General features: G+C 37.7%; 20 protein-coding genes. 11 read left to right on the forward strand and 9 right to left on the reverse strand.

Going from position 1 to position 20,233, the window contains the following annotated elements; translation table 11 throughout:
- Nucleotides 1–186: 186 nt before the first annotated feature.
- The 3 genes from dnaA to CH362_RS01960 all read right to left on the reverse strand — a co-directional run bounded on the left by dnaA (nucleotide 187) and on the right by CH362_RS01960 (nucleotide 3,699).
- A complete protein-coding gene (dnaA, locus tag CH362_RS01950; protein WP_100708668.1) occupies nucleotides 187–1,494 on the reverse strand; it encodes a chromosomal replication initiator protein DnaA in 1,308 nt (435 codons plus the stop codon).
- A gap of 316 nt (nucleotides 1,495–1,810) precedes the next feature.
- Complete coding sequence (locus CH362_RS01955; protein ID WP_100708669.1) at nucleotides 1,811–2,758, reverse strand: hypothetical protein; 948 nt, start codon at nucleotides 2,756–2,758, stop codon at nucleotides 1,811–1,813.
- A 17-nt stretch (nucleotides 2,759–2,775) separates the two neighbouring features.
- On the reverse strand, nucleotides 2,776–3,699 hold the full coding sequence (locus tag CH362_RS01960) for a branched-chain amino acid transaminase (protein WP_100708670.1): 924 nt from the start codon (nucleotides 3,697–3,699) through the stop codon (nucleotides 2,776–2,778).
- A gap of 110 nt (nucleotides 3,700–3,809) precedes the next feature.
- Between CH362_RS01960 and mnmG the strand changes: the two genes are divergently transcribed.
- Nucleotides 3,810–5,696 (forward strand): tRNA uridine-5-carboxymethylaminomethyl(34) synthesis enzyme MnmG, encoded by a 1,887-nt coding sequence (mnmG, locus tag CH362_RS01965; RefSeq protein ID WP_100708671.1) that lies wholly within the window; start codon nucleotides 3,810–3,812, stop codon nucleotides 5,694–5,696.
- A 402-nt stretch (nucleotides 5,697–6,098) separates the two neighbouring features.
- On the opposite strand, the gene CH362_RS01970 is transcribed toward mnmG, so the two are convergent.
- On the reverse strand, nucleotides 6,099–6,842 hold the full coding sequence (locus CH362_RS01970) for a hypothetical protein (RefSeq protein WP_100708672.1): 744 nt from the start codon (nucleotides 6,840–6,842) through the stop codon (nucleotides 6,099–6,101).
- A gap of 311 nt (nucleotides 6,843–7,153) precedes the next feature.
- On the opposite strand from CH362_RS01970, the gene CH362_RS01975 reads away from it, so the two are divergent.
- From CH362_RS01975 to CH362_RS01995, 5 genes are read left to right on the forward strand one after another with little or no spacing between them, the layout of a single operon-like run.
- Nucleotides 7,154–8,614, forward strand: a complete 1,461-nt coding sequence (locus tag CH362_RS01975; protein ID WP_100708673.1) for a M20/M25/M40 family metallo-hydrolase — start codon at nucleotides 7,154–7,156, stop codon at nucleotides 8,612–8,614.
- 1 nt (nucleotide 8,615) lies between these two features.
- On the forward strand, nucleotides 8,616–9,407 hold the full coding sequence (locus tag CH362_RS01980; RefSeq protein WP_100708674.1) for an RsmG family class I SAM-dependent methyltransferase: 792 nt from the start codon (nucleotides 8,616–8,618) through the stop codon (nucleotides 9,405–9,407).
- Nucleotides 9,382–10,143: a ParA family protein gene (locus tag CH362_RS01985; RefSeq protein ID WP_100708675.1), complete on the forward strand. Its 762-nt coding sequence runs from the start codon at nucleotides 9,382–9,384 to the stop codon at nucleotides 10,141–10,143. Before CH362_RS01980 ends, CH362_RS01985 begins: the two co-directional genes overlap by 26 nt.
- Entirely contained in the window at nucleotides 10,143–11,024 is an 882-nt protein-coding gene (locus CH362_RS01990; protein WP_100708676.1) for a ParB/RepB/Spo0J family partition protein, read from the forward strand. The genes CH362_RS01985 and CH362_RS01990 overlap by 1 nt, the downstream gene beginning before the upstream one ends.
- 35 nt (nucleotides 11,025–11,059) lie before the next feature.
- Nucleotides 11,060–11,485: an acyl-CoA thioesterase gene (locus CH362_RS01995; protein WP_100708677.1), complete on the forward strand. Its 426-nt coding sequence runs from the start codon at nucleotides 11,060–11,062 to the stop codon at nucleotides 11,483–11,485.
- On the opposite strand, the gene CH362_RS02000 is transcribed toward CH362_RS01995, so the two are convergent.
- The 3 genes from CH362_RS02000 to CH362_RS02010 are packed head-to-tail and all read right to left on the reverse strand — an operon-like array spanning nucleotide 11,482 to nucleotide 13,315.
- Complete coding sequence (locus CH362_RS02000; protein WP_100708678.1) at nucleotides 11,482–11,988, reverse strand: YaaR family protein; 507 nt, start codon at nucleotides 11,986–11,988, stop codon at nucleotides 11,482–11,484. The genes CH362_RS01995 and CH362_RS02000 overlap by 4 nt on opposite strands.
- A complete protein-coding gene (locus CH362_RS02005) occupies nucleotides 11,985–12,332 on the reverse strand; it encodes a bactofilin family protein (protein ID WP_008589609.1) in 348 nt (115 codons plus the stop codon). The genes CH362_RS02000 and CH362_RS02005 overlap by 4 nt, the downstream gene beginning before the upstream one ends.
- Nucleotides 12,332–13,315 (reverse strand): M23 family metallopeptidase, encoded by a 984-nt coding sequence (locus CH362_RS02010; protein ID WP_100708679.1) that lies wholly within the window; start codon nucleotides 13,313–13,315, stop codon nucleotides 12,332–12,334. Before CH362_RS02010 ends, CH362_RS02005 begins: the two co-directional genes overlap by 1 nt.
- A gap of 119 nt (nucleotides 13,316–13,434) precedes the next feature.
- Here CH362_RS02010 and CH362_RS02015 point away from each other — a divergent pair, with 119 nt between their 5' ends.
- The 5 genes from CH362_RS02015 to CH362_RS02035 are packed head-to-tail and all read left to right on the forward strand — an operon-like array spanning nucleotide 13,435 to nucleotide 19,301.
- Nucleotides 13,435–14,241, forward strand: a complete 807-nt coding sequence (locus tag CH362_RS02015) for a TatD family hydrolase (protein WP_100708680.1) — start codon at nucleotides 13,435–13,437, stop codon at nucleotides 14,239–14,241.
- On the forward strand, nucleotides 14,234–15,487 hold the full coding sequence (gene serS, locus CH362_RS02020; RefSeq protein WP_100708681.1) for a serine--tRNA ligase: 1,254 nt from the start codon (nucleotides 14,234–14,236) through the stop codon (nucleotides 15,485–15,487). The genes CH362_RS02015 and serS overlap by 8 nt, the downstream gene beginning before the upstream one ends.
- 53 nt (nucleotides 15,488–15,540) lie before the next feature.
- Nucleotides 15,541–16,821 carry an OmpA family protein gene (locus CH362_RS02025; RefSeq protein WP_100708682.1) on the forward strand — a complete coding sequence of 427 codons (1,281 nt, stop codon included), beginning with the start codon at nucleotides 15,541–15,543 and terminating at the stop codon, nucleotides 16,819–16,821.
- A 47-nt stretch (nucleotides 16,822–16,868) separates the two neighbouring features.
- The gene (locus CH362_RS02030; protein ID WP_425269006.1) at nucleotides 16,869–17,726 is read left to right on the forward strand and encodes a substrate-binding periplasmic protein; all 858 of its coding nucleotides are present in this window, start codon (nucleotides 16,869–16,871) and stop codon (nucleotides 17,724–17,726) included.
- 3 nt (nucleotides 17,727–17,729) lie between these two features.
- Nucleotides 17,730–19,301 (forward strand): hypothetical protein, encoded by a 1,572-nt coding sequence (locus CH362_RS02035; RefSeq protein ID WP_100708683.1) that lies wholly within the window; start codon nucleotides 17,730–17,732, stop codon nucleotides 19,299–19,301.
- Here CH362_RS02035 and recR read toward each other — a convergent pair.
- Entirely contained in the window at nucleotides 19,298–19,891 is a 594-nt protein-coding gene (gene recR / locus CH362_RS02040; RefSeq protein ID WP_100708684.1) for a recombination mediator RecR, read from the reverse strand. The two genes, CH362_RS02035 and recR, sit on opposite strands and share 4 nt — an antisense overlap.
- Nucleotides 19,884–20,231 carry a YbaB/EbfC family nucleoid-associated protein gene (locus CH362_RS02045; protein ID WP_086447627.1) on the reverse strand — a complete coding sequence of 116 codons (348 nt, stop codon included), beginning with the start codon at nucleotides 20,229–20,231 and terminating at the stop codon, nucleotides 19,884–19,886. The genes recR and CH362_RS02045 overlap by 8 nt, the downstream gene beginning before the upstream one ends.
- Nucleotides 20,232–20,233: the final 2 nt, after the last annotated feature.

Raw genomic sequence — 20,233 nt, forward strand, 5'->3', positions numbered from 1 at the left:
ACAATTTCCAGGACCCGGAAAAAACTCCTGTGTATCTGCTATAATAATCTTCAAAACCAAAGTCTATAAGGGACAATAATTTTGTGTTATGTCTTATTTACTTGTTATGAATAAACTATTAACTAGTTATTTACAAGTTATCCATAGGTCTATGTCGCTTTCAGATAAGAGTTGAAACTAAGTTTTTTATTGGAAACGGAATCGATTTAGAACTTCTTCCACTTTAATGGAAAATTCTTTATCATCTTTTATCTTATTTTCGATGTTACGAACTGCATGGATTACAGTTGTGTGCTCTGCAGAAAACATTCTTCCAACCTGACTTTTATTCAGTCGGAAACCTTTGTGTAATACATACATACATAGATGTCGAGGGATTACATACTCAGGCTTTCTGCTCTTACCCATCACTTCATTCGGATCCAAGTTATAAAGAGAAGAGATATGTTCGATAACCTTATCTTGGCTAAGTTGGAAATTCTTTTTACGGAAGATACGGTTCTTAAGTATCTCTTCTATCATCGTTGTTGTGAAGAATAGATGAGAGAATGCTCTCTTATGAAGAGCAAGATCATTTAAAGCACCAAGAAGTGCACGAGTATCATCTTCGATCAGATCAGCAATGAATTGTATATGCTCATGAGAAAGACCCAAATTCAAAATTTGACAGTTCTTTTCTAAGATTCCGATACGAATATCTCTATCAGGTGGTTGGATATCTGCCTGAACACCTGTCACAAATCTAGATTTTAATCTTTCATGAAGAGGAAGTTCCGAACTAGGACGATCAGAGGCGATCACTATCTGTCTTTTTCTTTCGAAAAGAAAGTTAAAGATAGAGAAGAACTCTTCTTGTGTCTTCTCTGCTCCTGTGTTCAGAAGTTGAATATCATCGATCAATAAACAATTATAAGATTGGTATTTAATTTTGAAAGATTCGATAGAATCTCTAGACTGAAGAGCAAATAAAAACTCGCTCATGAAGGACTTTATATCTACGTAATGTACTGTTTTCCAAGGTTCTTTTTTGAGAATTTCGGAACCTATGGAATGTAGAAGATGGGTTTTACCTACCCCTACTTTTCCGAATAAGTATAATGGATTGATCTCTGCAGGATTTTTTACACATTCCATTGCCGCGCTAAAAGCGAGACGGTTCGTATTTCCTACGATAAAATTATCAAAAGAATAATCCGGATTAAAAGAATAAGACTTATCTTTGAATTTTTCCTGAAGAACTTCATTTAGATTAGAAACACTTTCAAGAACGATCTCAACTGGGACCCTGTTTCCACTAGCTCTGAAGATAGCTTCTTCTATATGGTTTTGGTATTTTTTCTCAACATGTGTCTTAATATTAGAAGATGGAGCTATGAGGATACAACGATCGTCTGTTAAACTCTCTAATTGTAAGGTATATATGAACTTATCAAAGTACGTAGGAGGAATTTCTTTGGAGACTTCCTCTAATACACGCTTCCAACTAGGGTCCAAAAAATGCTCCAAAGAAAAAAATCAATAACACACCGAAAACTTTCATGAATACGAAACTCGTATTTGTCTCGGAAAAGAAAAAACTGAATTAAGAAACGGTCCGAAGGACCATCCGACGAGATTACACTATTTTTCTTCTATCAGTCGCATACAAATGAAAATTCGGAAATCGAAAAGGAAACCTTAGGAAAAACACAGTGGATTAGTGATAGATAAATCATTATGTCACCTAGTGTAATTACTAGTATTTTGTTATATTTAACCGTTGTTATGCGAAGTGGAAGGTGAAGAATTTAAAGAAAATATAAAGGAATTTTTATTTTTGTTCTAATAGAGAGAGTTCATGTATAAGTAAGGACAACGCAATATTCTCTTGTCCATGTATTCTTTCGTGTAATTTTTCCTTAAAACGAAAGATTGCTTCCATACTAGGTAGATTAGAATCGAAATCTGATTTGGAAAATTCTTGTAATAATAATAATCCTATCAGATCTAAGAAGTCCTTGAAGGAAAAATCTTCTTTCCAATCAGAATGTTCTTCTTTGAATTCCAGTATCCATTCTTCTAATCTAAGATAATCTAATGGTTGTCTTAGATTTCCATTGATCCTTTGAGAAATTTGTTCGAGTACTGCAGGTGGACAATCAAAAGATACCATACTTCCCCCCTTTGCTGGAAAATATGGTATTGAATTTTTATTATGTAGTTCTTTGATCACTTGTTGAGGCAGATAACCGAAAGGAATACAAACCGCTCTACTCACGATCGTTTCTTTCAATTGTTCCAAGTCGTTTACTATAAATATAAAACGAGTGAAGAACGGAGCTTCTTCCAATGACTTTAAAAGTGCAGTTTCAGCCTCGTTACCTATCAAAGATGCGTCGGGTATGATGATAAATCTTGTTTTGGAAAGGTGAGGTCTATAATATAGTCTTGTACGGATCAACCATCGGATAGTGAACTCTTCTGGATTGTCTTCTTTACCAATTGCGATTTGTTTATTCTTCTCTAAAGGAAACCAAACAATATCAGGATGAGAATGGTGCATGAAGGCTCTGCAAGAAACGCAGTGTCCGCAGGATGTTCCTTCTAAACAAAGAACATGTCTGATAAATCTTTCAACTGCTGATTCTTTTCCGGTGCCTTCCGGTCCATGAAAGATAAGTAAAGGAGGAAGAAGGTCAGGCTGAGATGAGTATTTTTTTAAGAATACTAAAGCTCTTTCCTGACCTTGGATTTCCTCGATGCCGAATGCAGAAGACATGTTCCTTTTATTAAAGATTAATAAACGGGAGTCAACCAGTGTTTGTAGTTTTGGTTTTTTCCAACTACTAGATCAAAGAATGTGGATTGAAGTTTTTTAGTGATTGGTCCCATCTCTCCGGTTCCGATTTTTCTTTTATCAACTTCACTTACCCAAGCGATTTGCACTCCAGTTCCGGAGAAAAAAATCTCATCAGCGATGTAAAGTTCACTTCTTGTGATATCTCTTTCGATTACTTCGTAACCAGAGTCTTTCGCAAGTTGCAGAACAGAACGTCTTGTGATTCCTTCTAACAAAGAAGAAGAGATAGATGGAGTGATGATCTTTCCATCTCTCACTAAGAAGATATTCTCTGCAGAACCTTCGCTTACAAAACCTCTACTGTCTAAGAAGATCGCTTCGTCATATCCGTTTTGAACTGCCTCTGATTTTGCAAGAGCTGAGTTAACATATCCGCCGGAAACTTTGGAGAGAGTAGGGATGACTGTGTCATCAAACCTTCTCCAACTAGAAACCATAGTAGTAAGTCCACGCTTTGTATCTAAGTAATCATCCAACTCTAAAACATAAATTGCAAGTTCAGTCGGAACATCATGGAACCTAGGAGAAAGTTGCAGAGCAGAAGTGTAGATGAAAGGTCTAAGATATACATTCCTTCTGTAGCCAGATTGTTTAAGTAGATCTAAGGTTATGTCACGGAGTTCTTCTGGAGTTTTTGTGAATTGCAACTGCATGATCTTAGTAGAATTCACAAGACGTTTATAATGATCTAAGATCCTGAAAACGTATAAGTTATCAGAACTAGAATCATAATATCCTCGGATACCTCCGAAGACAGTGGTTCCATATTGTAAGGCGTGAGTTTTGATGTTTATATTTGCTTCTGACTCCGGGACTATTTTTCCTTCGAAGTAAGAGAGTTTCTTGATGGATTCGGGCATGTACAGGGAACCTGAAAGTGATACTATTGATTACATGATTCTAAGCATAGGCTCTACTGTCGACTAATGATCGATCTTGTGAAGTGCTAATGCAGGAGTGCTAGGTCTTAATGAATTCTTCTTTTTTTCCCAATCGATTTGATTGTGTTGTGGTCGGCGCAGGTCACGCAGGTTCCGAGGCTGCCTATGTCTCATCTCTTGGTGGTGCTAGAACTTTACTCATCACAATGAATTTAGATACAATCGGACAAATGTCTTGTAACCCAGCTATCGGTGGGATTGCAAAAGGACATATGGTTCGAGAAGTAGATGCACTTGGTGGCTTAATGGGAAAGGTCATCGATGCTACTGGTATTCAATTCAAGATGTTGAATACATCAAAAGGTCCTAGCGTCTGGGCACCGCGTGCTCAAGCGGAGAAGAAAGAATACCAACTCAAAGTAAAACATACACTTGAATCTATTCAGAACTTATCCATCAGACAAGATACAGTAGAAGATCTTTTGATAGAAGAAGATCGTATTATTGGAGTTCGAACAGGGAGAGGTTTCGAAATTTTTACCAATCATTTGATCTTAACTACCGGAACATTCTTATCTTCTATCGTTCATATAGGAACTTACCAAAAAGAGAACGGAAGATTCGGAGAACCTACAGTCAAAGGTCTTTCTCATTCACTCGCTAAGTATAATTTGAAATTAGGAAGATTGAAGACTGGAACTCCACCTAGAATTCATAAAAATTCGGTGAATCTTTCTGTGATGAGCTTGCAAGAAGGTGACCCGGATCCTTCTCCCTTTTCTTTCTCTACAACTAAGATCACTCGCAGACAGATCCCTTGTTATATCACATACACGAATGAAAAAACTCATCAGTTGATCAATGAGAACATTCATCTTTCTCCAATGTATTCAGGTCAGATCAAATCAACTGGGCCTAGATATTGTCCTTCGATTGAAGATAAGATTGTTCGTTTTGCTGATAGAGAAAGACACCAAATCTTTTTGGAACCAGAAGGATATGATACACAAGAGATCTATTTAAACGGAGTCTCCACTAGTCTTCCAGAAGAAGTGCAATGGAAACTTGTGCGTTCAATTGCTGGTCTAGAAGAAGCAGAAATCTTAAGACCTGGATATGCAATTGAGTATGATTATGTTGATCCTACTGAATTAAAACCAACATTAGAAACTAAAAAGATCAAAGGTCTTTATCATGCAGGACAAATAAACGGTACTACTGGTTATGAAGAAGCTGCAGCCCAAGGTTTAGTTGCTGCTTATAGTGTACTTTCTTCTTTAAGAGGGGAGGAGCCGATCTTATTTTCAAGAGGAGAATCTTATATCGGAGTTCTTGTAGATGATCTAGTTCATAAAGGTGTAGAAGACCCATATAGAATGTTTACATCTCGTGCGGAACATAGACTTCTTCTAAGACAAGACAATGCAGATCAAAGACTCATGAAGTACGGATACAAGATGGGCCTTGTGTCTGAAGAAACTTTCAACGAGATGACTAGTCGATATAAAAGGATCTCCGAAGTTAAGGAGAAGATACAATCTACTCCTCTCAAACCTTTACCTGAATTCGAAGCTTTATTAGAAAGAAAAGGAATCCAAAGTTTAAAATACGGTGCGAAGTTGGATTCGTTTTTAAAAAGACCAGAGATTGCTTTTGAAGATGTTAAGTTCCTTGTGCCTGAGTCGGAAGAGTTAAGTGCTCAAGACAGAAAGGTAATCGAGATGGAGATCAAGTACGAAGGTTATATTAAAAGAGAACAAGATACTATCGACTGGAAGAATAGATATCTTACTACTCCGATACCAGAGGCGATCGATTACTCTTTGGTTCCTGGTATTAAGAAAGAAGCAATCCAGAAACTTACTAAACATCGTCCTTTAAATTTGGAAAAAGCTGCTCAGATCTCTGGTGTGGATCCTAGTGATATTGATATGCTTCTTTTCTATATCAAAGGAAGAAAGCCTAGTCCTGTTTAAACTTCTTTAAAGACTACTGATGAAACGAAAACCCCGGGTTACCCTCGGGGTTTTTTATTCTCTTTTACAAATTGTTATATTTGGTATTTTCATCTGAAAGCGCGTGTTGGAACTCCAACGTTTCACGTGAAACGTTTTCCTTCATAAAGACTTTCCATCTTATATCCCGAAAGAGAAGGGGAGAGTTTTAGATCTTAGTGCTAGCGTTGGAAGAGATGCTTTTGTTTTCTCTGAAATGGGACACGCAGTCGTCGCAGTGGAACCACTTGAGTGAAGAACAAAGAAGATGTTACTTGGACTAGATTGGTCTTTCAAAAAAAGTAAGATTACTTCTTCCGGAGGATATAAAAAAGGGAGAACAGATTGCCCTCCCTTCTCTTCGTTTCACGTGAAACGCGAGGGTTATTTTCCGTAAACAAGCTCGTGAGTTTTTTCCACGGCCCATTTATCTCCCTGCTTGATTAAGAAAGTGAATTGTTGTAAACGATTCTCTTTATCCCAGATCAATCTATTCATTCTCTCAATCGTTCCTTGAACATTCATACGGCTCAAAAGTTTTCCGTTCGAATCGAAAGTCAGAACAGTAGATGCGGCTTGTTGTTTTTCTTCGTTGTAGATATTCTGTTGGAATAGTCCTGGCTTGTTTGGATCCTTAACGATAGCAAATCTTTCGGTGGTCTTTACGTCCGCCCATTCAGTTTGGGCTTCCTTTATTAAACCATTTTCACCCCAAGAGATGATTGTGCATGTAAGTATATTCTTTCCGTCTTTATCAACAAGTTCGATAGAAGAAAGAACTCCTGCCTTATTATATCCGAAGTTTTTAGCTTCGAGATTCACTCCGTCTTTATTATAGAGTTCTTCCTTTAAGATTTTTCCGTCTTTATATATGAACTTAGTGAAACCATCTGGCTTTCCGTCTTGTCCGATATAGTTTTCTTTAACTAATTTTCCGGAAGGATCATATTCATACTTCGCGGTATAGATTAAATTACCTTTGGAGTCTCTTACTAGCTCTTGGCTAGGGCCGCCCTTTTCAAAGCCTAAAATGATCCTATCAGTATGAGACCACTTTCCAGGTGTGAAAGAATAGATCGGGCTGATGCAGAAAATGAAAACGAAAGAGAAGAATACTCTTTTTAACATGGAGATTACCTCCTTCTAGACATCGACTATTTGCGTAAAATGTTAAGAGTCTTTTTAGGAAATTTGAATGGGTTTCTTCCGTAATGATACCGGATCAAGATCAGATATTCGGGTCTTTTCTTTTTGTAGTATCTGTAAGACTCTTGGAATCTCATTTTATTTTAGTAGGAGGTCCTACATAAAATTATAACATTCCATTCACGGAATCAAAGGAAAACTCCTTGCAGAGGTGCAATGACGTAATAATTTTTTACGGGCTTCTACATCTAAAACATTAGAAGCTAATAAAGAAAGATTAGTGGAGTGGAAATATGTCCCTCAAAAAAATCGGAATCACGATCCTTGCTCTTATCGCGATCTTTTTAGTTTATACGATCGCATTCACTGAAAAAGGGATCAAACCTATCCAGCCGGAAGCAACTGTTCCGAATTTAGACTACTCTGCTCTAAGTGAAGAGGCGGCAAAAGATCTACAGACTTATATAAGGATCGCAACTATCAGAGGTAGAGAGAAAGAAGGAGCGCTCTTTTTAAAATCTGTCTTAGACAAGAGAGGGATTCCTTCTCGCATCATTGAATATCCAGGTAAGCCGGATAGAGCATCCCTTCTTGCTGAGTTAAAAGGTAAAGATACAACTAAAGAAGGTTTAATACTTACAAGTCATATCGATGTTGTAGAAGCAGATGCGAAAGACTGGGATGTTCCACCATTCTCCGGAGTAAGAAAAGGAGATAGAATTCATGGAAGAGGAGCAGTGGATGTTAAGGGTCTTGGCATCATGCAACTATATGCATTCTTACTTATTCATGAGAAGAAGATACCACTAGAAAGAAACTTAATGTTCCTTGCGATCGCTGATGAAGAAAGTCGCTCAGAACATGGAGCTAGATTCTTAGTAGATAAACATAAAGAAATATTTAACGGATACGAATACGTTTGGAACGAAGGTGGAACCGGATCCAAAGACATAGCGATCAAAGGTTCTAAAGTGTTTAATATTCAACTCGCAGAAAAAGGCGCAGTGTGGTTGGACTTAAAAGCTAAATCAATTCCAGGACATGGAAGTACTCCTCCTGTATCTTATGCTGCAAAGTCCATGGTAGATTTTTTACAAGAAGTGCAGAACATCGGAAACAAAACGATGATCAAGGATGAGACTGCTGCATTCTTTTATTCACTTGGAGGAATCAGTAATTTTCCTGACTCGTTTGTGTTAAAAAGATCTAGGAACCCAGTACTTTTTATTATCTTAAAAGGTGTGATCAATTCCAACAGACATCTTAGAGCAATGACTAGGAACACTGTGAGCTTAACTGGTATAGATAGTCATCCAATCGGAATGAATGTGATCACTTCAGAGACAACTGGTTCTTTAGACATTCGTATTCTTCCAGGACAAGATGAGAAAAAGATCTTTGAAGAAGTAAAAGCACTAGGAGAGAAGTACGGAGTTGAAGTAAGTGCTCGTCACTTGGAGTCTGGAAGTATTTCTCCAATGGATGGATTATTATTTAGAGTTCTTGCTGGTACTGTGACTGCAGTTGAACCGGGATCAATCGCTACTCCATTCTTATCACCAGGAACAACTGACAGTTCTTATCTCAGACAAATTGGATTAAAATGTTACGGACTTATTCCCGCATTACTTTCCTCGGAAGAGATAGATGGTATTCATGGTAAGAATGAGAGCATGAGTGTTCCTCAGCTCAAGATGGGAATTGAAATTTTATTCAAGTCCATCATAGAATATAATCACCAAGTCGCAAAGTAGAATGACAGAAACAGAGACAAGCCATCCGGAATTCAATCATGATCCGGATGGGATCCAAGCCGCGGTAAAATATAGATTCCCAAAAGACGCAGAGCAGATTCTTCCCTTATTTGATTGGGAACTTGTCTCTTTATTCTTATCCTTCCTGAAAGAAAAGAACCAAGCAGGTGGCTTTTTTTCTAAAAGAGATACAAACGAGATCTTAGATCGTCATGTTCTTGAATCAATCTTTCATATTTATAAGATCCAAATTACGCTCGGATCGTTTAACAAGATGAAGGTGGGGGATGCGGGAACGGGTCCAGGCATACCAGGTTTCTTCTTTCGTTGTTTAGTAGAGAAGGAAAGGCCTAAGATAGTTCTATTAGATTCACAAAGAAGAAAACTCTCACACACCGAAACGTTTGTGAAAGAAAACAAGATTGCTGGTGTTGATTTCCTTTTTGCAAGAGCGGAGGACTGGAAAACTGACTGGAATTTGGGTGTTTCTAGGGGATTTGTGCCCTATCCTTGGAGTGCAGAAGTCTTAAGTAGATGTATTATAAAAGGAGGATATTATGTCCCCTTTATAGGGAAAGACGAGTTCGATGCAAAGAATGAAAAGAAGATCTTAACTGATAGTGGCTTTGAAGTTCAGAAGACTGTACTTTTACCAGAACTTGAATTTTTAGGCATGCGACATATTAAAGTCTTGAAAAAGGTCGGATCGGCAAGGCAAGGTATTCCTAGAGCTTGGAAGCTCCTCGAGAAGGAGAGCAAAGAATTCTATGGGAAAGATCGTATCCATCAGTAATCAAAAAGGCGGCGTAGGCAAGACTACTACCTCCATCAATCTTGCAGCAAATCTAGCTGAGATTGGTAAAAAAGTTTTAATCGTAGATTTTGATCCACAAGGTAACTCAGGATCCGGTTTAGGGTTCGAGATTAACACTCTCCAAAATACTTCTTATGAACTTTTGATCGGAGAATCTTCCGCAGCAGAATGTATCAAAAGAACTGATATTGAAAATCTTCATATCATTCCTTCCAATATTAATTTGTCAGGTGCAGAAGCTGATTTATTGGGAGAAGAAAATCGTGAGTATCGTTTAAAAGATGCGATTGGACATTTGAGAACTGAGTATGATTATATACTCATCGATTGTCCTCCTTCTCTCGGTGTTCTAACTCTTAATGCATTATCTGCGGCTGATAGCGTGATGATCACTCTCCAAACTGAATATTTCGCTTTGGAAGGATTAACTCAGTTAATGAAGATCATTTCTTTGGTTCAGGAAAAATTAAACCCTTCTCTCGAACTCGAGGGTGTGCTTCTGACAATGTTCGATAAGAGAACTAATCTCGCACAACAAGTGGCAGAAGACGTTAAGTCTTATTTTAAAGAAAAAGTATATACTACTGTTATTCCTAGAAACATTAAACTTTCCGAAGCTCCGTCTTTCGGTAAGTCCATTCTTTCTTATGATCCTGATGGGATCGGGGCACAAAGTTACAGAAGTCTAGCATTAGAAGTAGCTGGTAAAAATTAATGAGTGCTAGCGCAAAACCGAAAGCATTAGGAAGGGGACTCGGGAATTTAATTCCTGTGTCGGAGGAAAGATCTTTTAAGGAAGCAGGTGGAGAAGGTTCACTCAAAGAAGTAAAACTTTCTGAGATCCGTCCGAATCCTGATCAACCAAGAAGAACTTTTAATGAAGAATCTTTGCGCGAACTTGCTGAGACGATTAAGGCTCACGGAGTTATCCAACCGATCGTAGTTAAGGATACTGGTTCTGGATACGAGATCATCTCTGGTGAAAGAAGATACCGTGCATGTAAAATTGCAGGCTTCGTAAAAATCCCAGTAGTAGTTAAAAAAGCAAATGTCCAACAAACTTTGGAAATGGCTCTTATTGAAAATATCCAAAGAGAAAATCTAAATCCTATCGAAGAGGCTTTGGCTTACAAAACTCTTTCTGAAAAATCTGGATTAAAGATTACTGATATTGCATCTCGAGTTGGTAAGAACAGAGCGACTGTTTCTAATTTAATTCGTCTTTTACAATTGCCTGATTCGGTCATGGATTTGGTTAAGAATGGTAGAATATCTGAAGGTCATGCAAGGCCACTTCTATCGATTGCCGATCGTAAAAAATCAGAACAACTTGCGTACCAAATTGCAGAGAAAGGCCTAACAGTTCGTCAGGTCGAAGATATCGTTGCAAATCTAACCGAAGAAGCTCCAGTTAGAGAGAAGAAAAAATCCAAACGTAAAGAAGTAGATATTGTAGAACTTGAGAACAAGTTCCGTAAAAAATATTCTATGAAAGTGGATATCACTCATAATTCTTCTTCTGGAAAAGGAAAACTCAGTGTTGCTTATCCAAGTTTGGATGCTTTACAAAAAGTTTTAGATGCCCTAGGCTTATAAAGCCGTCGAAGAATATTGGTTATCAAAAATAGCCTATGAGCACAAACGATCAGGACTTCTATTATACTCTAAGAGTTCGTTATTCCGAGATAGATGCACAAGCAGTAGTATTCAACGCTCATTATCTTACGTACTTTGATACTGCTCTGAATGAGTACATGAGATTTCTAAAATATGATTATAAGGGCGAATTAGAGAAGAATGGACTAGACTTCGTAGTCACTCGCTCACTGATAGAATACAAATCACCTGCAAGATTCGACGAAGAACTAAAAGTTTATGTGAAAGCAAGAGAGATTAGACCTGTAAGTATCCTTTGGAATATTCAGATCAGAAAAGTATCTGACGATACATTAGTTTGTACTGGAGAATTGACTTGGGCGTTTTTGTTGCTGGAATCTAGAAAACCCGCAAAACTTCCCGATGTGTTTAAGAACTTAGGTTCTAAGGCACTATCTTAATTCATCAGGTCTACTAATAGACCTCGAATATCTTCCATTCTTTTCATCAGATCAAAAGTAGAATTTTCAGGATGAATGATAAAGTCTGCTAGAGTTTGGATCTTATCATCTACAACTTGAATTACTTGGTAAACTTTCTCAGAGCCGCCGCGGACTCTGGTGCGCAAAGTTTCTAAACTTGTATTTCTATCTAGGACTTCTTTCAAGATCCCTTGAACTATTCTTTTATAAACTTCTAGATTGGCATAAGTAGGAGATTTTAAAAAATTTCTCTCTGCGTCCGGAAGATCTCTCAGTAATGAATTTAGATCTCTTGTTCTTTCTTGGTTATAAGGAAGTAGATGTTCTACTAAATCAAAAAATTCACTTTTAGAATCAGGTATCTGAGAATCGGATACCGAACTAGGAACAGGTTGGTATATAGAAGCATTTAGAGAAAGACCGAAGTCTCTTTTTTTACGTGATTCTGTGCGAGGGTCTTTTTGCTGAGATTGGATCTTCAATGAGTGGTCGGGTTAATCTTACAATTTCCCTCGAATTGTACTCCCTCTTCCATAACTACCTTTGGAGTGATGATATCACCTTTCATACGGCAGCTTGCGAGCAGAGTCACTCGTTCCGACGCGAATATATTCCCATTAATTTCACCGCCGGCAACGACAATACGAGCTTTAATATCCGTATCGACGATTCCGGTCTTTCCGATTAGGACTTTTCCGTCGGTTTTTATGGTTCCCCTAAAAATACCGTCAATACGTAGAAGTCCGGAAAGTTTGAAGTCTCCGCTGAATTCGGCGCCTTCGCCGATGATACTATTTACTGCTAATTGCTCTTCTGTATGGGCCATCAGTCTTGGATCTGGTTCAAGAATGCAAAAGGATCGATCGCTCTGGTGCCCACATGAATTTCATAATGAAGACTATACTGAGGACTGTTTTCCGATTTTCCTACGAAGCCTAATACTTCGTTCTTGGAAATTTGCTGATTCGCTTTCACTTTTACACGATCAAGATTTGAGTAAATCGTTTTCCAACCGAATTTGTGAGCTACTTTTACAAAGTATCCAGTATTACGGGTGTATCCAATCTCGTAGACAGTTCCAGGAGCAGTTGCAACTACTTCTGAACCAGCGAAAGCACCAATATCTAAACCATTATTAAAGTCTCTACGAGCAGTAATTGGATTCAGATATTCTCCGTAAGGATAAAGAACATATCCTTTTACCGGCCAAATGGACGGGGTTTGACGGATTAGATTTTTACGTTTTTTTAATATACTTATGATTTCTTGAGTAAGTTCATTCGCTACTTTAAGATTGTGAACATCTTCTTTCAGTCTGAAAACTTCTGCACCTGGTGCTAAATTTTTATCGGAACCAAGAGCAAGTTTTTCTGCTCCGCCAATTCCTTTTGCAACCTTGGAATTATCTCCAGTTAATCTTCCGTAAAGTGCGCCCACGTGGTTGTGATAGTATTCAACGTGTTCATGAAGACTGTTGATCTCTTCCTTCATTTTTGCGGACTGACGAATGAAGTCTTGGTTAGATAAGTTTAACTCGGTAAGTTGGTGAATAGATCCTGAATGACTAAGAACGTTGATAGAGCTGATAAGAAGAAGAACCAAAATTGTTCCGATGAAGATAGTGATCGCTCTGTAAGAGATATGAAAATTGATCGTTTTTTGTTCGGAGTGAGGGATCACCATGACGGTGAGACGTTCTTTACCTTTCTTATTCCAATTTGCTATTTTGATATCTAGCTTAAGCTTCAGATCTTGGTATTTATATCTGAGCCTATAATAAAGTAGTGCAAGATAGGATTTTAGATTCAAGCTATTATGTCCCAAACCAACGAGTTTTCCCGTTCCGTAGTTATGCTGTAAGGATTCTAAAAAATTCTCTTTTCAGTCAATACAAATCATGAAAACTGCCTTTTAAAAGCCGTTTTCATATGTACACCATCATCGACACTCACTGCCACTTAGATATAATACAAGAGCAAGGGCAGGATATTGCAGAATCTCTAAAAAAAGCAAAAGAATCCGGTATAAAAAAGATCGTCCAGATCGGTATCGACCTTGAGAGTTCAATTAGAGCGAAAGGTTTATCTGAAAAATTTTCAGATGAAGAGATAGAGATATTTTATTCAATCGGTTGCCATCCAACTGAAACTCATGAATTTCCAAAAAAAGAAGAAATTTTGACACTAGTCAAAGAAAACGTGACGGATAAAAAGTTATCTGCTATTGGAGAGATCGGATTAGATTATTATCACGATGCTTCAACTAAGGCGTATCAGGCGGACGTGCTTCATTCTTTCTTAGAAGCTTCTGGTCAGTATTCCCTTCCTGTAGTAATCCATTCAAGAGATGCGGCAGAAGATACAGTATCTATTTTAAAAGAGCATAGAGACAAGGCATTTGGAGTGATCCATTGTTTTACTTATGATTATCCAACAGCAAAGAAGTTAGTAGATCTAGGATATTATATTTCCTTTTCGGGAATTGTTGCATTTAAGAATGCAAGAGATATCCAGGAAGCAGCCGAAAAACTTCCACTAGAAAGTATGTTGATAGAAACAGATGCACCGTTTCTTGCACCCCCACCTTTTCGTGGAAAAAGAAACGAACCATCTTATACTAAATTTGTTTTAGAAAAAATGTTTTCTCTTAGAAAAGAATCAAACTCAGAAGTAGAAAAAACTTTGTATAATAATTCCTTAAAATTCACGCAAAGGAAGGCGTATCATCATGATTGATCTGAAATATATTACCGATAACACAGAAGAATTAAAATCCAATCTGGAACTGAGAGGTTTTAAAGATCTCGCGGTTTTGGACCAACTTGCAGATATCATCCAAAAGAAAAAAGTTCTCCAAAAGGAAGCAGATGTATTCCGTGAAGAAAGGAATAAAGCAAGTAAAGAGATCGGAAAAGTAAAACAAGCAGGCGGAGATATTGCAGCTGCTTCTGCCGCAGTAAAAGAGATCGGAGATAAGATCAAAAAGATAGAAGATGATCTTGAATCTCTCGAATCTAAACTACTGGAAATCAATTTAGGTCTTCCTAATATTCTAGATAAAGACGTTCCTGTAGGAAAAAACGAACACGATAATAAAGTTTTGTACGAAGTAGGAGAAGTTCGAGACTATAAATTTACTCCTAAACCTCATTTCGAATTGGGAGAGGCATTAGGCTGGTTCAATTTTGAGAAGGGAACAAAACTCGCGGGTGCAAGAGCTTACACATATTTTGGCCTTGGTGCTAAATTAGAAAGAGCGCTTGCAAATCTTATGCTCGAAACTCATACCACCGAGCATGGTTATACAGAAGTTTGGGTGCCAGTCATGGTAAACGACGAATGTATGACTACTACAGGACAATATCCTAAATTTAAGGATGAGTATTATAGATTAGAAAGAGATGAGCTCAATCTAATTCCTACTGCAGAAGTTCCTTTAACGAATTTATATAGGGATGAAATCATTCCGGAAGCTTCTCTGCCTATTTCTATCACTGCTCATACTTCTTGTTTCAGAAGAGAAGCAGGTTCTTATGGAAAAGATACAAGAGGTCTGGTTCGAGTTCACCAATTCCAAAAAGTAGAACTTGTGAAATTTGCTCGTCCTGAAGACTCGGAAGAAGAGCATAAAAAGATGCTTTCTCATGCGGAGAATATCCTGAAAAAATTAGGGATCCGATACAGAGTGATGTTATTATGCAGCGGGGATATTTCGGCCGCTTCTTCTAAAACTTATGATTTAGAAGTTTGGATGCCTGGTTTGAATCGTTGGATGGAAATTTCTTCTGTTTCTAACTTCAAAGATTTTCAAGCAAGACGTGGTAAGATCCGCTACAAATCCAAAGAAGGCAAAAACCAATTGGTCCATACATTGAACGGTTCCGGTTTGGCGATAGGCAGGACCTTGGCTGCTGTTATAGAAACTTATCAAAAAGAAGATGGAACTATCGAGTTCCCAGAAGCTTTGAAAAAATATCTCTGATTTTTTCTCCGAAAAAGTATCAGGTTTTTCACTAAAAGACAGATAGTTAGAGTATGGCTTCAAAAACCCATACTCAATTTTCTCGTTCTTTCAAAATCGTTTCTGTATTACTTTGTTATTTTATATTTGCAGGATTTTCTGTATCGGGTGCAGAAGATTCTGCAGCAAAGGGTAAAGTCGCTCCTTTAAAAGGAGAGATTAACACTTCTTTAAACGAATTCGGTATTAGTCTTTCGGAAGATGGTAATACCCTTTATTATTATTCAAAGCGTAAGAATTCAAATTACTCTGATCTTTTCAAATCTGTAAAAACTAAAGATGGTTGGAGTAGCGGTGTAGAAGTTTCCCAACTAAATTCCCAATATGATGATCAAAGTCCTTTCATTATAGAAAATGAGAAGGCAATTATCTTCTCCTCAAATCGAGATGGAAGTATAGAATTTAAATTGAGTAGTGGAAAGATCGGAGTTTCCAGAGATCTGTACTTCTCAACTTTTAAAGATGGAAGCTGGGATAAAGCAACCAGGCTTCCCCAAGAAGTAAATACTCCTGCAATCGAAGAGAATCCATTTTTAGCGGGAAGTTATTTATTCTTCACACGTTATCCATTTGGGAAAGTTGCTGAATCTGATATTTATATTTCTGAATACAAAGATGGTTCTTGGGGAAAAGCAATCCGTATGGAAAGTCCTATCAATACGGAGCATGCAGAGATTGCAGCTACTCTTAGTAGAGACAGTAAGTATTTATATTTTTCTTCGAATCGTCCGGGCGGTTATGGTGGATTAGATATTTATAAAGTAGAGATCAAGGAAGATGGGACCTTCTCCCCTGCAGTTAACCTTGGGCCGGTCATCAATTCGCCTGGCGATGAAGCATTCTATATCGAAACTCCTGATGGCAAAAATGCGTACTTTTGTAGGCTCATAAAAGAAGGTGGGAACTACGACATTTACGAATTTTCTGTAAATGAATGGGAAGAACTGAAGAAGAATAAAAAAATCTCTTTAGAATCCATTCATTTCAGAACTGGTTCATTCGAGATCGAAGAAGAGTCTTTTGAAATTTTGGACAGATTGGTAGTTTTCTTAAATGAAAATCTTTCCATAAAACTGAAAATCACGGGACACACTGATTTACATGGGGATCCGAACGATAATTTGGAATTAAGTCGAAATCGGGCCGGAGCAGTGAAAGATTACTTAGTCAAAAAAGGAATTTCTACGGGTAGATTTTCCACGGACGGAAAGGGAAGTAAGGAGCCGATTTATCCTGAAAAAAACCCAGAAACGGACCGTAAAAATCGAAGGACCGAATTTCAAATTCTAGAATAGACTAAAAACTCCTTTAACAACCGGAAGATGCCGATAACCTAGGTATCATGAAAATGCGGAAGCAGTTTCAGTCGGCATTCCTTTCGGTTTTTGCCCTTTTAATCTCACTAGACTTATATTCCCAAACTAAAGTTATGCCTTCCAGATTGGACTTAGTCCTTTCTAAAAAGGAATTGGTAGTTGGGGTCAATCGTGTATACGAACCATTTTATGTCCAAGATCCGAAAGATGGTTTTCCAGGTTTCGATATGGAACTTGCGAAATTATACGCGGACTATTTGGGAGTAGCTCTCAAAGTAAAACCTCTCAAAACATTTCGTCAATTTTCGGATGAGATCGCAGCTGGCACGATTGATATAGCGATGGCGGGAATGTCCACGGATCTAAGCCGAGGAAAAACTATTACTTTTTCTGATCCTTATCTTCTTACAACTCCTGCTGGTCTTGTTAATAAACGTTCTCTTCCTCCTGAACCGGAAGGAAGTATAGTAACTACTAGAACTTTTAAATCTTTAGAGGACTTAGCTGTTTTAAATGCTCTTTCCTTTTCTGTTAGATCCAATACCACAAATCATAATTATCTTTTGAGAAGGTTTGGTAAAAACCAAATTTACAGCTATCTTTCAGATTCTATTGCGATAGATGCATTAACAAAAGGGAATGTGATTTGTTATGTTGCAGATAGTTTGTATATTCTATCTTTGCTTCAAAAACAACCAAGCCTAAAAGCAAACTATGTGGCTCTTATAAATCCTGTCATGGATGAATATATCAGCGCAGCGTTACCATTAAATGATCTAGTCTTTGCGGATAATTTTAATTTTTTTATCAAAGAATTAAAAAGAACGGGAGTGATAGAAGGTCTTCGTTCTAAATATTTTTTAGGAAGTGGTTGGGTAAAATAATTCGTGTTGGACTCTCCGATTAAAAAAATCCAAACTCTTGCTCTAGTAATATTTATCTTTGCTGGAGTTTCCATATCTGCTCAGGAAGTGGAAGAAAAGACAAAGATAGATTTTCAAGGGAACTATAGGGTCCGTGGTTTTAATTTAGGAAGGGATATTTATACTTCCAGACAAACGCCTGTAACTCCTTATAATCGTGCAGATTTTATACAACAATACAATCAGGACACTCTTACCAAATACCAAAACGAATTAACTGCAAGAGAGAAAGGAAATCCAAGCACTCTCAGTCCTCAGAAAGAAGATACAACTTATTATGATACAAGGATGACCCTGAACATGAACTTCCAAACTTCGAAATATTTCGAAGCGTTGGTGGGTGTTCAGATAGGTGACGTCATTTTCGGAGGAAGAGGAGTTAATCAGAGTTCTAATGTAGGACCCGGACAAGGTGGAGAAGCGACCTTCAGTTCAGCTGTGAATATGCAGACGAACTTTCTTTATCTAAACTTTAAATTACCTGAGAAAAGTTTTACTGCAAGAGTTGGGCTTCAACTTTTTACTTCTGCGCAAGGTAGAGTTGTGTTTGTCCCAGGAACAGGAGTGAATTTAACCAAGGATATCAGAGATTGGAATACTACAATAGAAGGTGGTTGGTTTGTAGCTAAACAAAATAATCTCACTGACTTGGATAAGAACACATTCGCTGATAAAAATTACCAAGGTTCTAACGTTTACTTTTATAAGATCAAGACTAGCTTCTTCAATAATGCTAAGCATGAATTGTATAGCTTTTACCTGGATGATAACCTAAGAGATATTCAGGATGTAAATGGTGTTTATGGTTTGGTTTCAAGGACAAGTGATACAAATCAATTGTTCTGGCACGGGCTATTCAACGAATTTAACTTTTCTGATTTTACATTAACAGTTCATGGAATTTATAACCATGGAACCGTAAAAGCATTGAATCCGTATAGAGATGCGGATGGCAACGAGATCCAACAAAAGTATGATCGTTACAAGATCAAGGGTGGATTCTTTGATATGCAGTTATCTTACAGATACGATGAATCTATAAGAATTACTGCGATGGGTTCAGGGTCTACAGGAAGACCTGGATATGAAAAAGACGGGACCAGATCCAATTTACATGGAAATGGTTATCGAACTTTGTTCCCAGGATATTCACTTTCTAACATCGCGAACGACTTTACGGGAGGTTACGCATTATTCTCCGGTAGAGATATGAGTGGTTTGTATGAGTATGGAATTTTTACAGATATAGTTCTATCTGGTCCTTTAGTTTTAACTCTAGGCTACTATCGATTGTATGGAACTAAGTCTCCTCTTATGGATAATAATAGATTTTATAATGAGGAAAACTTCTACCATACATCCGCATACTTTGGTCAGGAATATAACCTGAACTTAAGATGGAGTGCATTCAGAGATATGCAGATACTTTTACGTTCCGGTTATTTTATAGCAGGCAATGGTTTGAAAGCTTATTTGGATACAACACAAGGAACAATCTTAAGAGAATTGTTCGTAACTGCAGAACATAGATTCTAAAGTTTGAGTCTGGAGCGGATCGCTCTTCCTAAGGTGTATTGATCAGCAAGTTCAATAGAGCCACCCACCGTAATACCATAAGCTATCCTCGTAACAGTCACATTAAAATTCTTTAATTGATGGTTTAGATAATCCGCTGTTGCATCCCCTTCTAATGTAGGGTTTGTAGCGACTAAAACTTCTTTTAGATCTTCAGGTTCTATTCTGCTTAAAAGTTCTCTGATGCGTAGATCTTGAGGTCCTACACCTTCTAAAGGAGAGATCACTCCGTTGAGGACATGGTATCTTCCTTTAAATTCTCCAGTGTTCTCTATAAAAAATACATCTTCCGGTTGTTCAACAACGCAAACTGTATGACTGTCTCTTTTTTCAGAAAGGCAAAGATTGCAGATCTCTTCCTCTGAATAAGAACCACATCGAGAGCAGAAACGGATCCTTCCTTTTACTTCTGATAAACTTTGGATGAACCCATTAAAAACTGCAGGGTCCTGTCTTAATAAATGAAAACTGATACGGTACGCGCTTTTTCTTCCGATCCCAGGAAGAGAAGAAAGTGCATTTACCATTCCTTCGATTAAATGTTCAGCCAAGGTTGCCGCCGAATAATTTAGAAATTTCAGAAAGATCTAATCCGCCAGTGATCGATTTCAATTCGTATTCTGCGGCTTGTTTTGCTTTTTGGATGGCATCGTTTGTTGCTGCCATTACTAGATCTTCTAACATTTTATTATCTTCTGAATCAAATAATGCACGATTGATCTTTACGTCTACGATCGCTCCGTCTCCGGTAGATGTGACTTGTACCATTCCAGCGCCGGCGTCACCCATGACTCTTAAGTTGGAGATCCTTTTTTTGATCTCTTCCATTTTACCGCGCATTTCTCCCATCTTGGAAAAAATTTCAGATGCGTTCTTTAGATTTTCAAACATGG

The organism is Leptospira saintgironsiae (assembly GCF_002811765.1).
In the GTDB taxonomy this organism is placed as follows: Bacteria; Spirochaetota; Leptospiria; order Leptospirales; family Leptospiraceae; genus Leptospira_B; species Leptospira_B saintgironsiae.

What these genes read in the sequence shown, in the direction of transcription:
- serS (WP_100708681.1), top strand. Translation starts at nt 14,234, where the DNA reads ATGATTGATCTGAAATATATTACCGATAACACAGAAGAATTAAAATCC.
- CH362_RS01990 (WP_100708676.1), top strand. Translation starts at nt 10,143, where the DNA reads ATGAGTGCTAGCGCAAAACCGAAAGCATTAGGAAGGGGACTCGGGAAT.
- CH362_RS01985 (WP_100708675.1), top strand. Translation starts at nt 9,382, where the DNA reads ATGGGAAAGATCGTATCCATCAGTAATCAAAAAGGCGGCGTAGGCAAG.
- mnmG (WP_100708671.1), top strand. Translation starts at nt 3,810, where the DNA reads ATGAATTCTTCTTTTTTTCCCAATCGATTTGATTGTGTTGTGGTCGGC.
- CH362_RS01955 (WP_100708669.1), bottom strand. Translation starts at nt 2,758, where the DNA reads ATGTCTTCTGCATTCGGCATCGAGGAAATCCAAGGTCAGGAAAGAGCT.
- CH362_RS01980 (WP_100708674.1), top strand. Translation starts at nt 8,616, where the DNA reads ATGACAGAAACAGAGACAAGCCATCCGGAATTCAATCATGATCCGGAT.
- CH362_RS02005 (WP_008589609.1), bottom strand. Translation starts at nt 12,332, where the DNA reads ATGGCCCATACAGAAGAGCAATTAGCAGTAAATAGTATCATCGGCGAA.
- CH362_RS02015 (WP_100708680.1), top strand. Translation starts at nt 13,435, where the DNA reads ATGTACACCATCATCGACACTCACTGCCACTTAGATATAATACAAGAG.
- CH362_RS01970 (WP_100708672.1), bottom strand. Translation starts at nt 6,842, where the DNA reads ATGTTAAAAAGAGTATTCTTCTCTTTCGTTTTCATTTTCTGCATCAGC.
- CH362_RS01995 (WP_100708677.1), top strand. Translation starts at nt 11,060, where the DNA reads ATGAGCACAAACGATCAGGACTTCTATTATACTCTAAGAGTTCGTTAT.
- CH362_RS02025 (WP_100708682.1), top strand. Translation starts at nt 15,541, where the DNA reads ATGGCTTCAAAAACCCATACTCAATTTTCTCGTTCTTTCAAAATCGTT.
- CH362_RS02030 (WP_425269006.1), top strand. Translation starts at nt 16,869, where the DNA reads ATGAAAATGCGGAAGCAGTTTCAGTCGGCATTCCTTTCGGTTTTTGCC.
- CH362_RS01960 (WP_100708670.1), bottom strand. Translation starts at nt 3,699, where the DNA reads ATGCCCGAATCCATCAAGAAACTCTCTTACTTCGAAGGAAAAATAGTC.
- CH362_RS02045 (WP_086447627.1), bottom strand. Translation starts at nt 20,231, where the DNA reads ATGTTTGAAAATCTAAAGAACGCATCTGAAATTTTTTCCAAGATGGGA.
- CH362_RS01975 (WP_100708673.1), top strand. Translation starts at nt 7,154, where the DNA reads ATGTCCCTCAAAAAAATCGGAATCACGATCCTTGCTCTTATCGCGATC.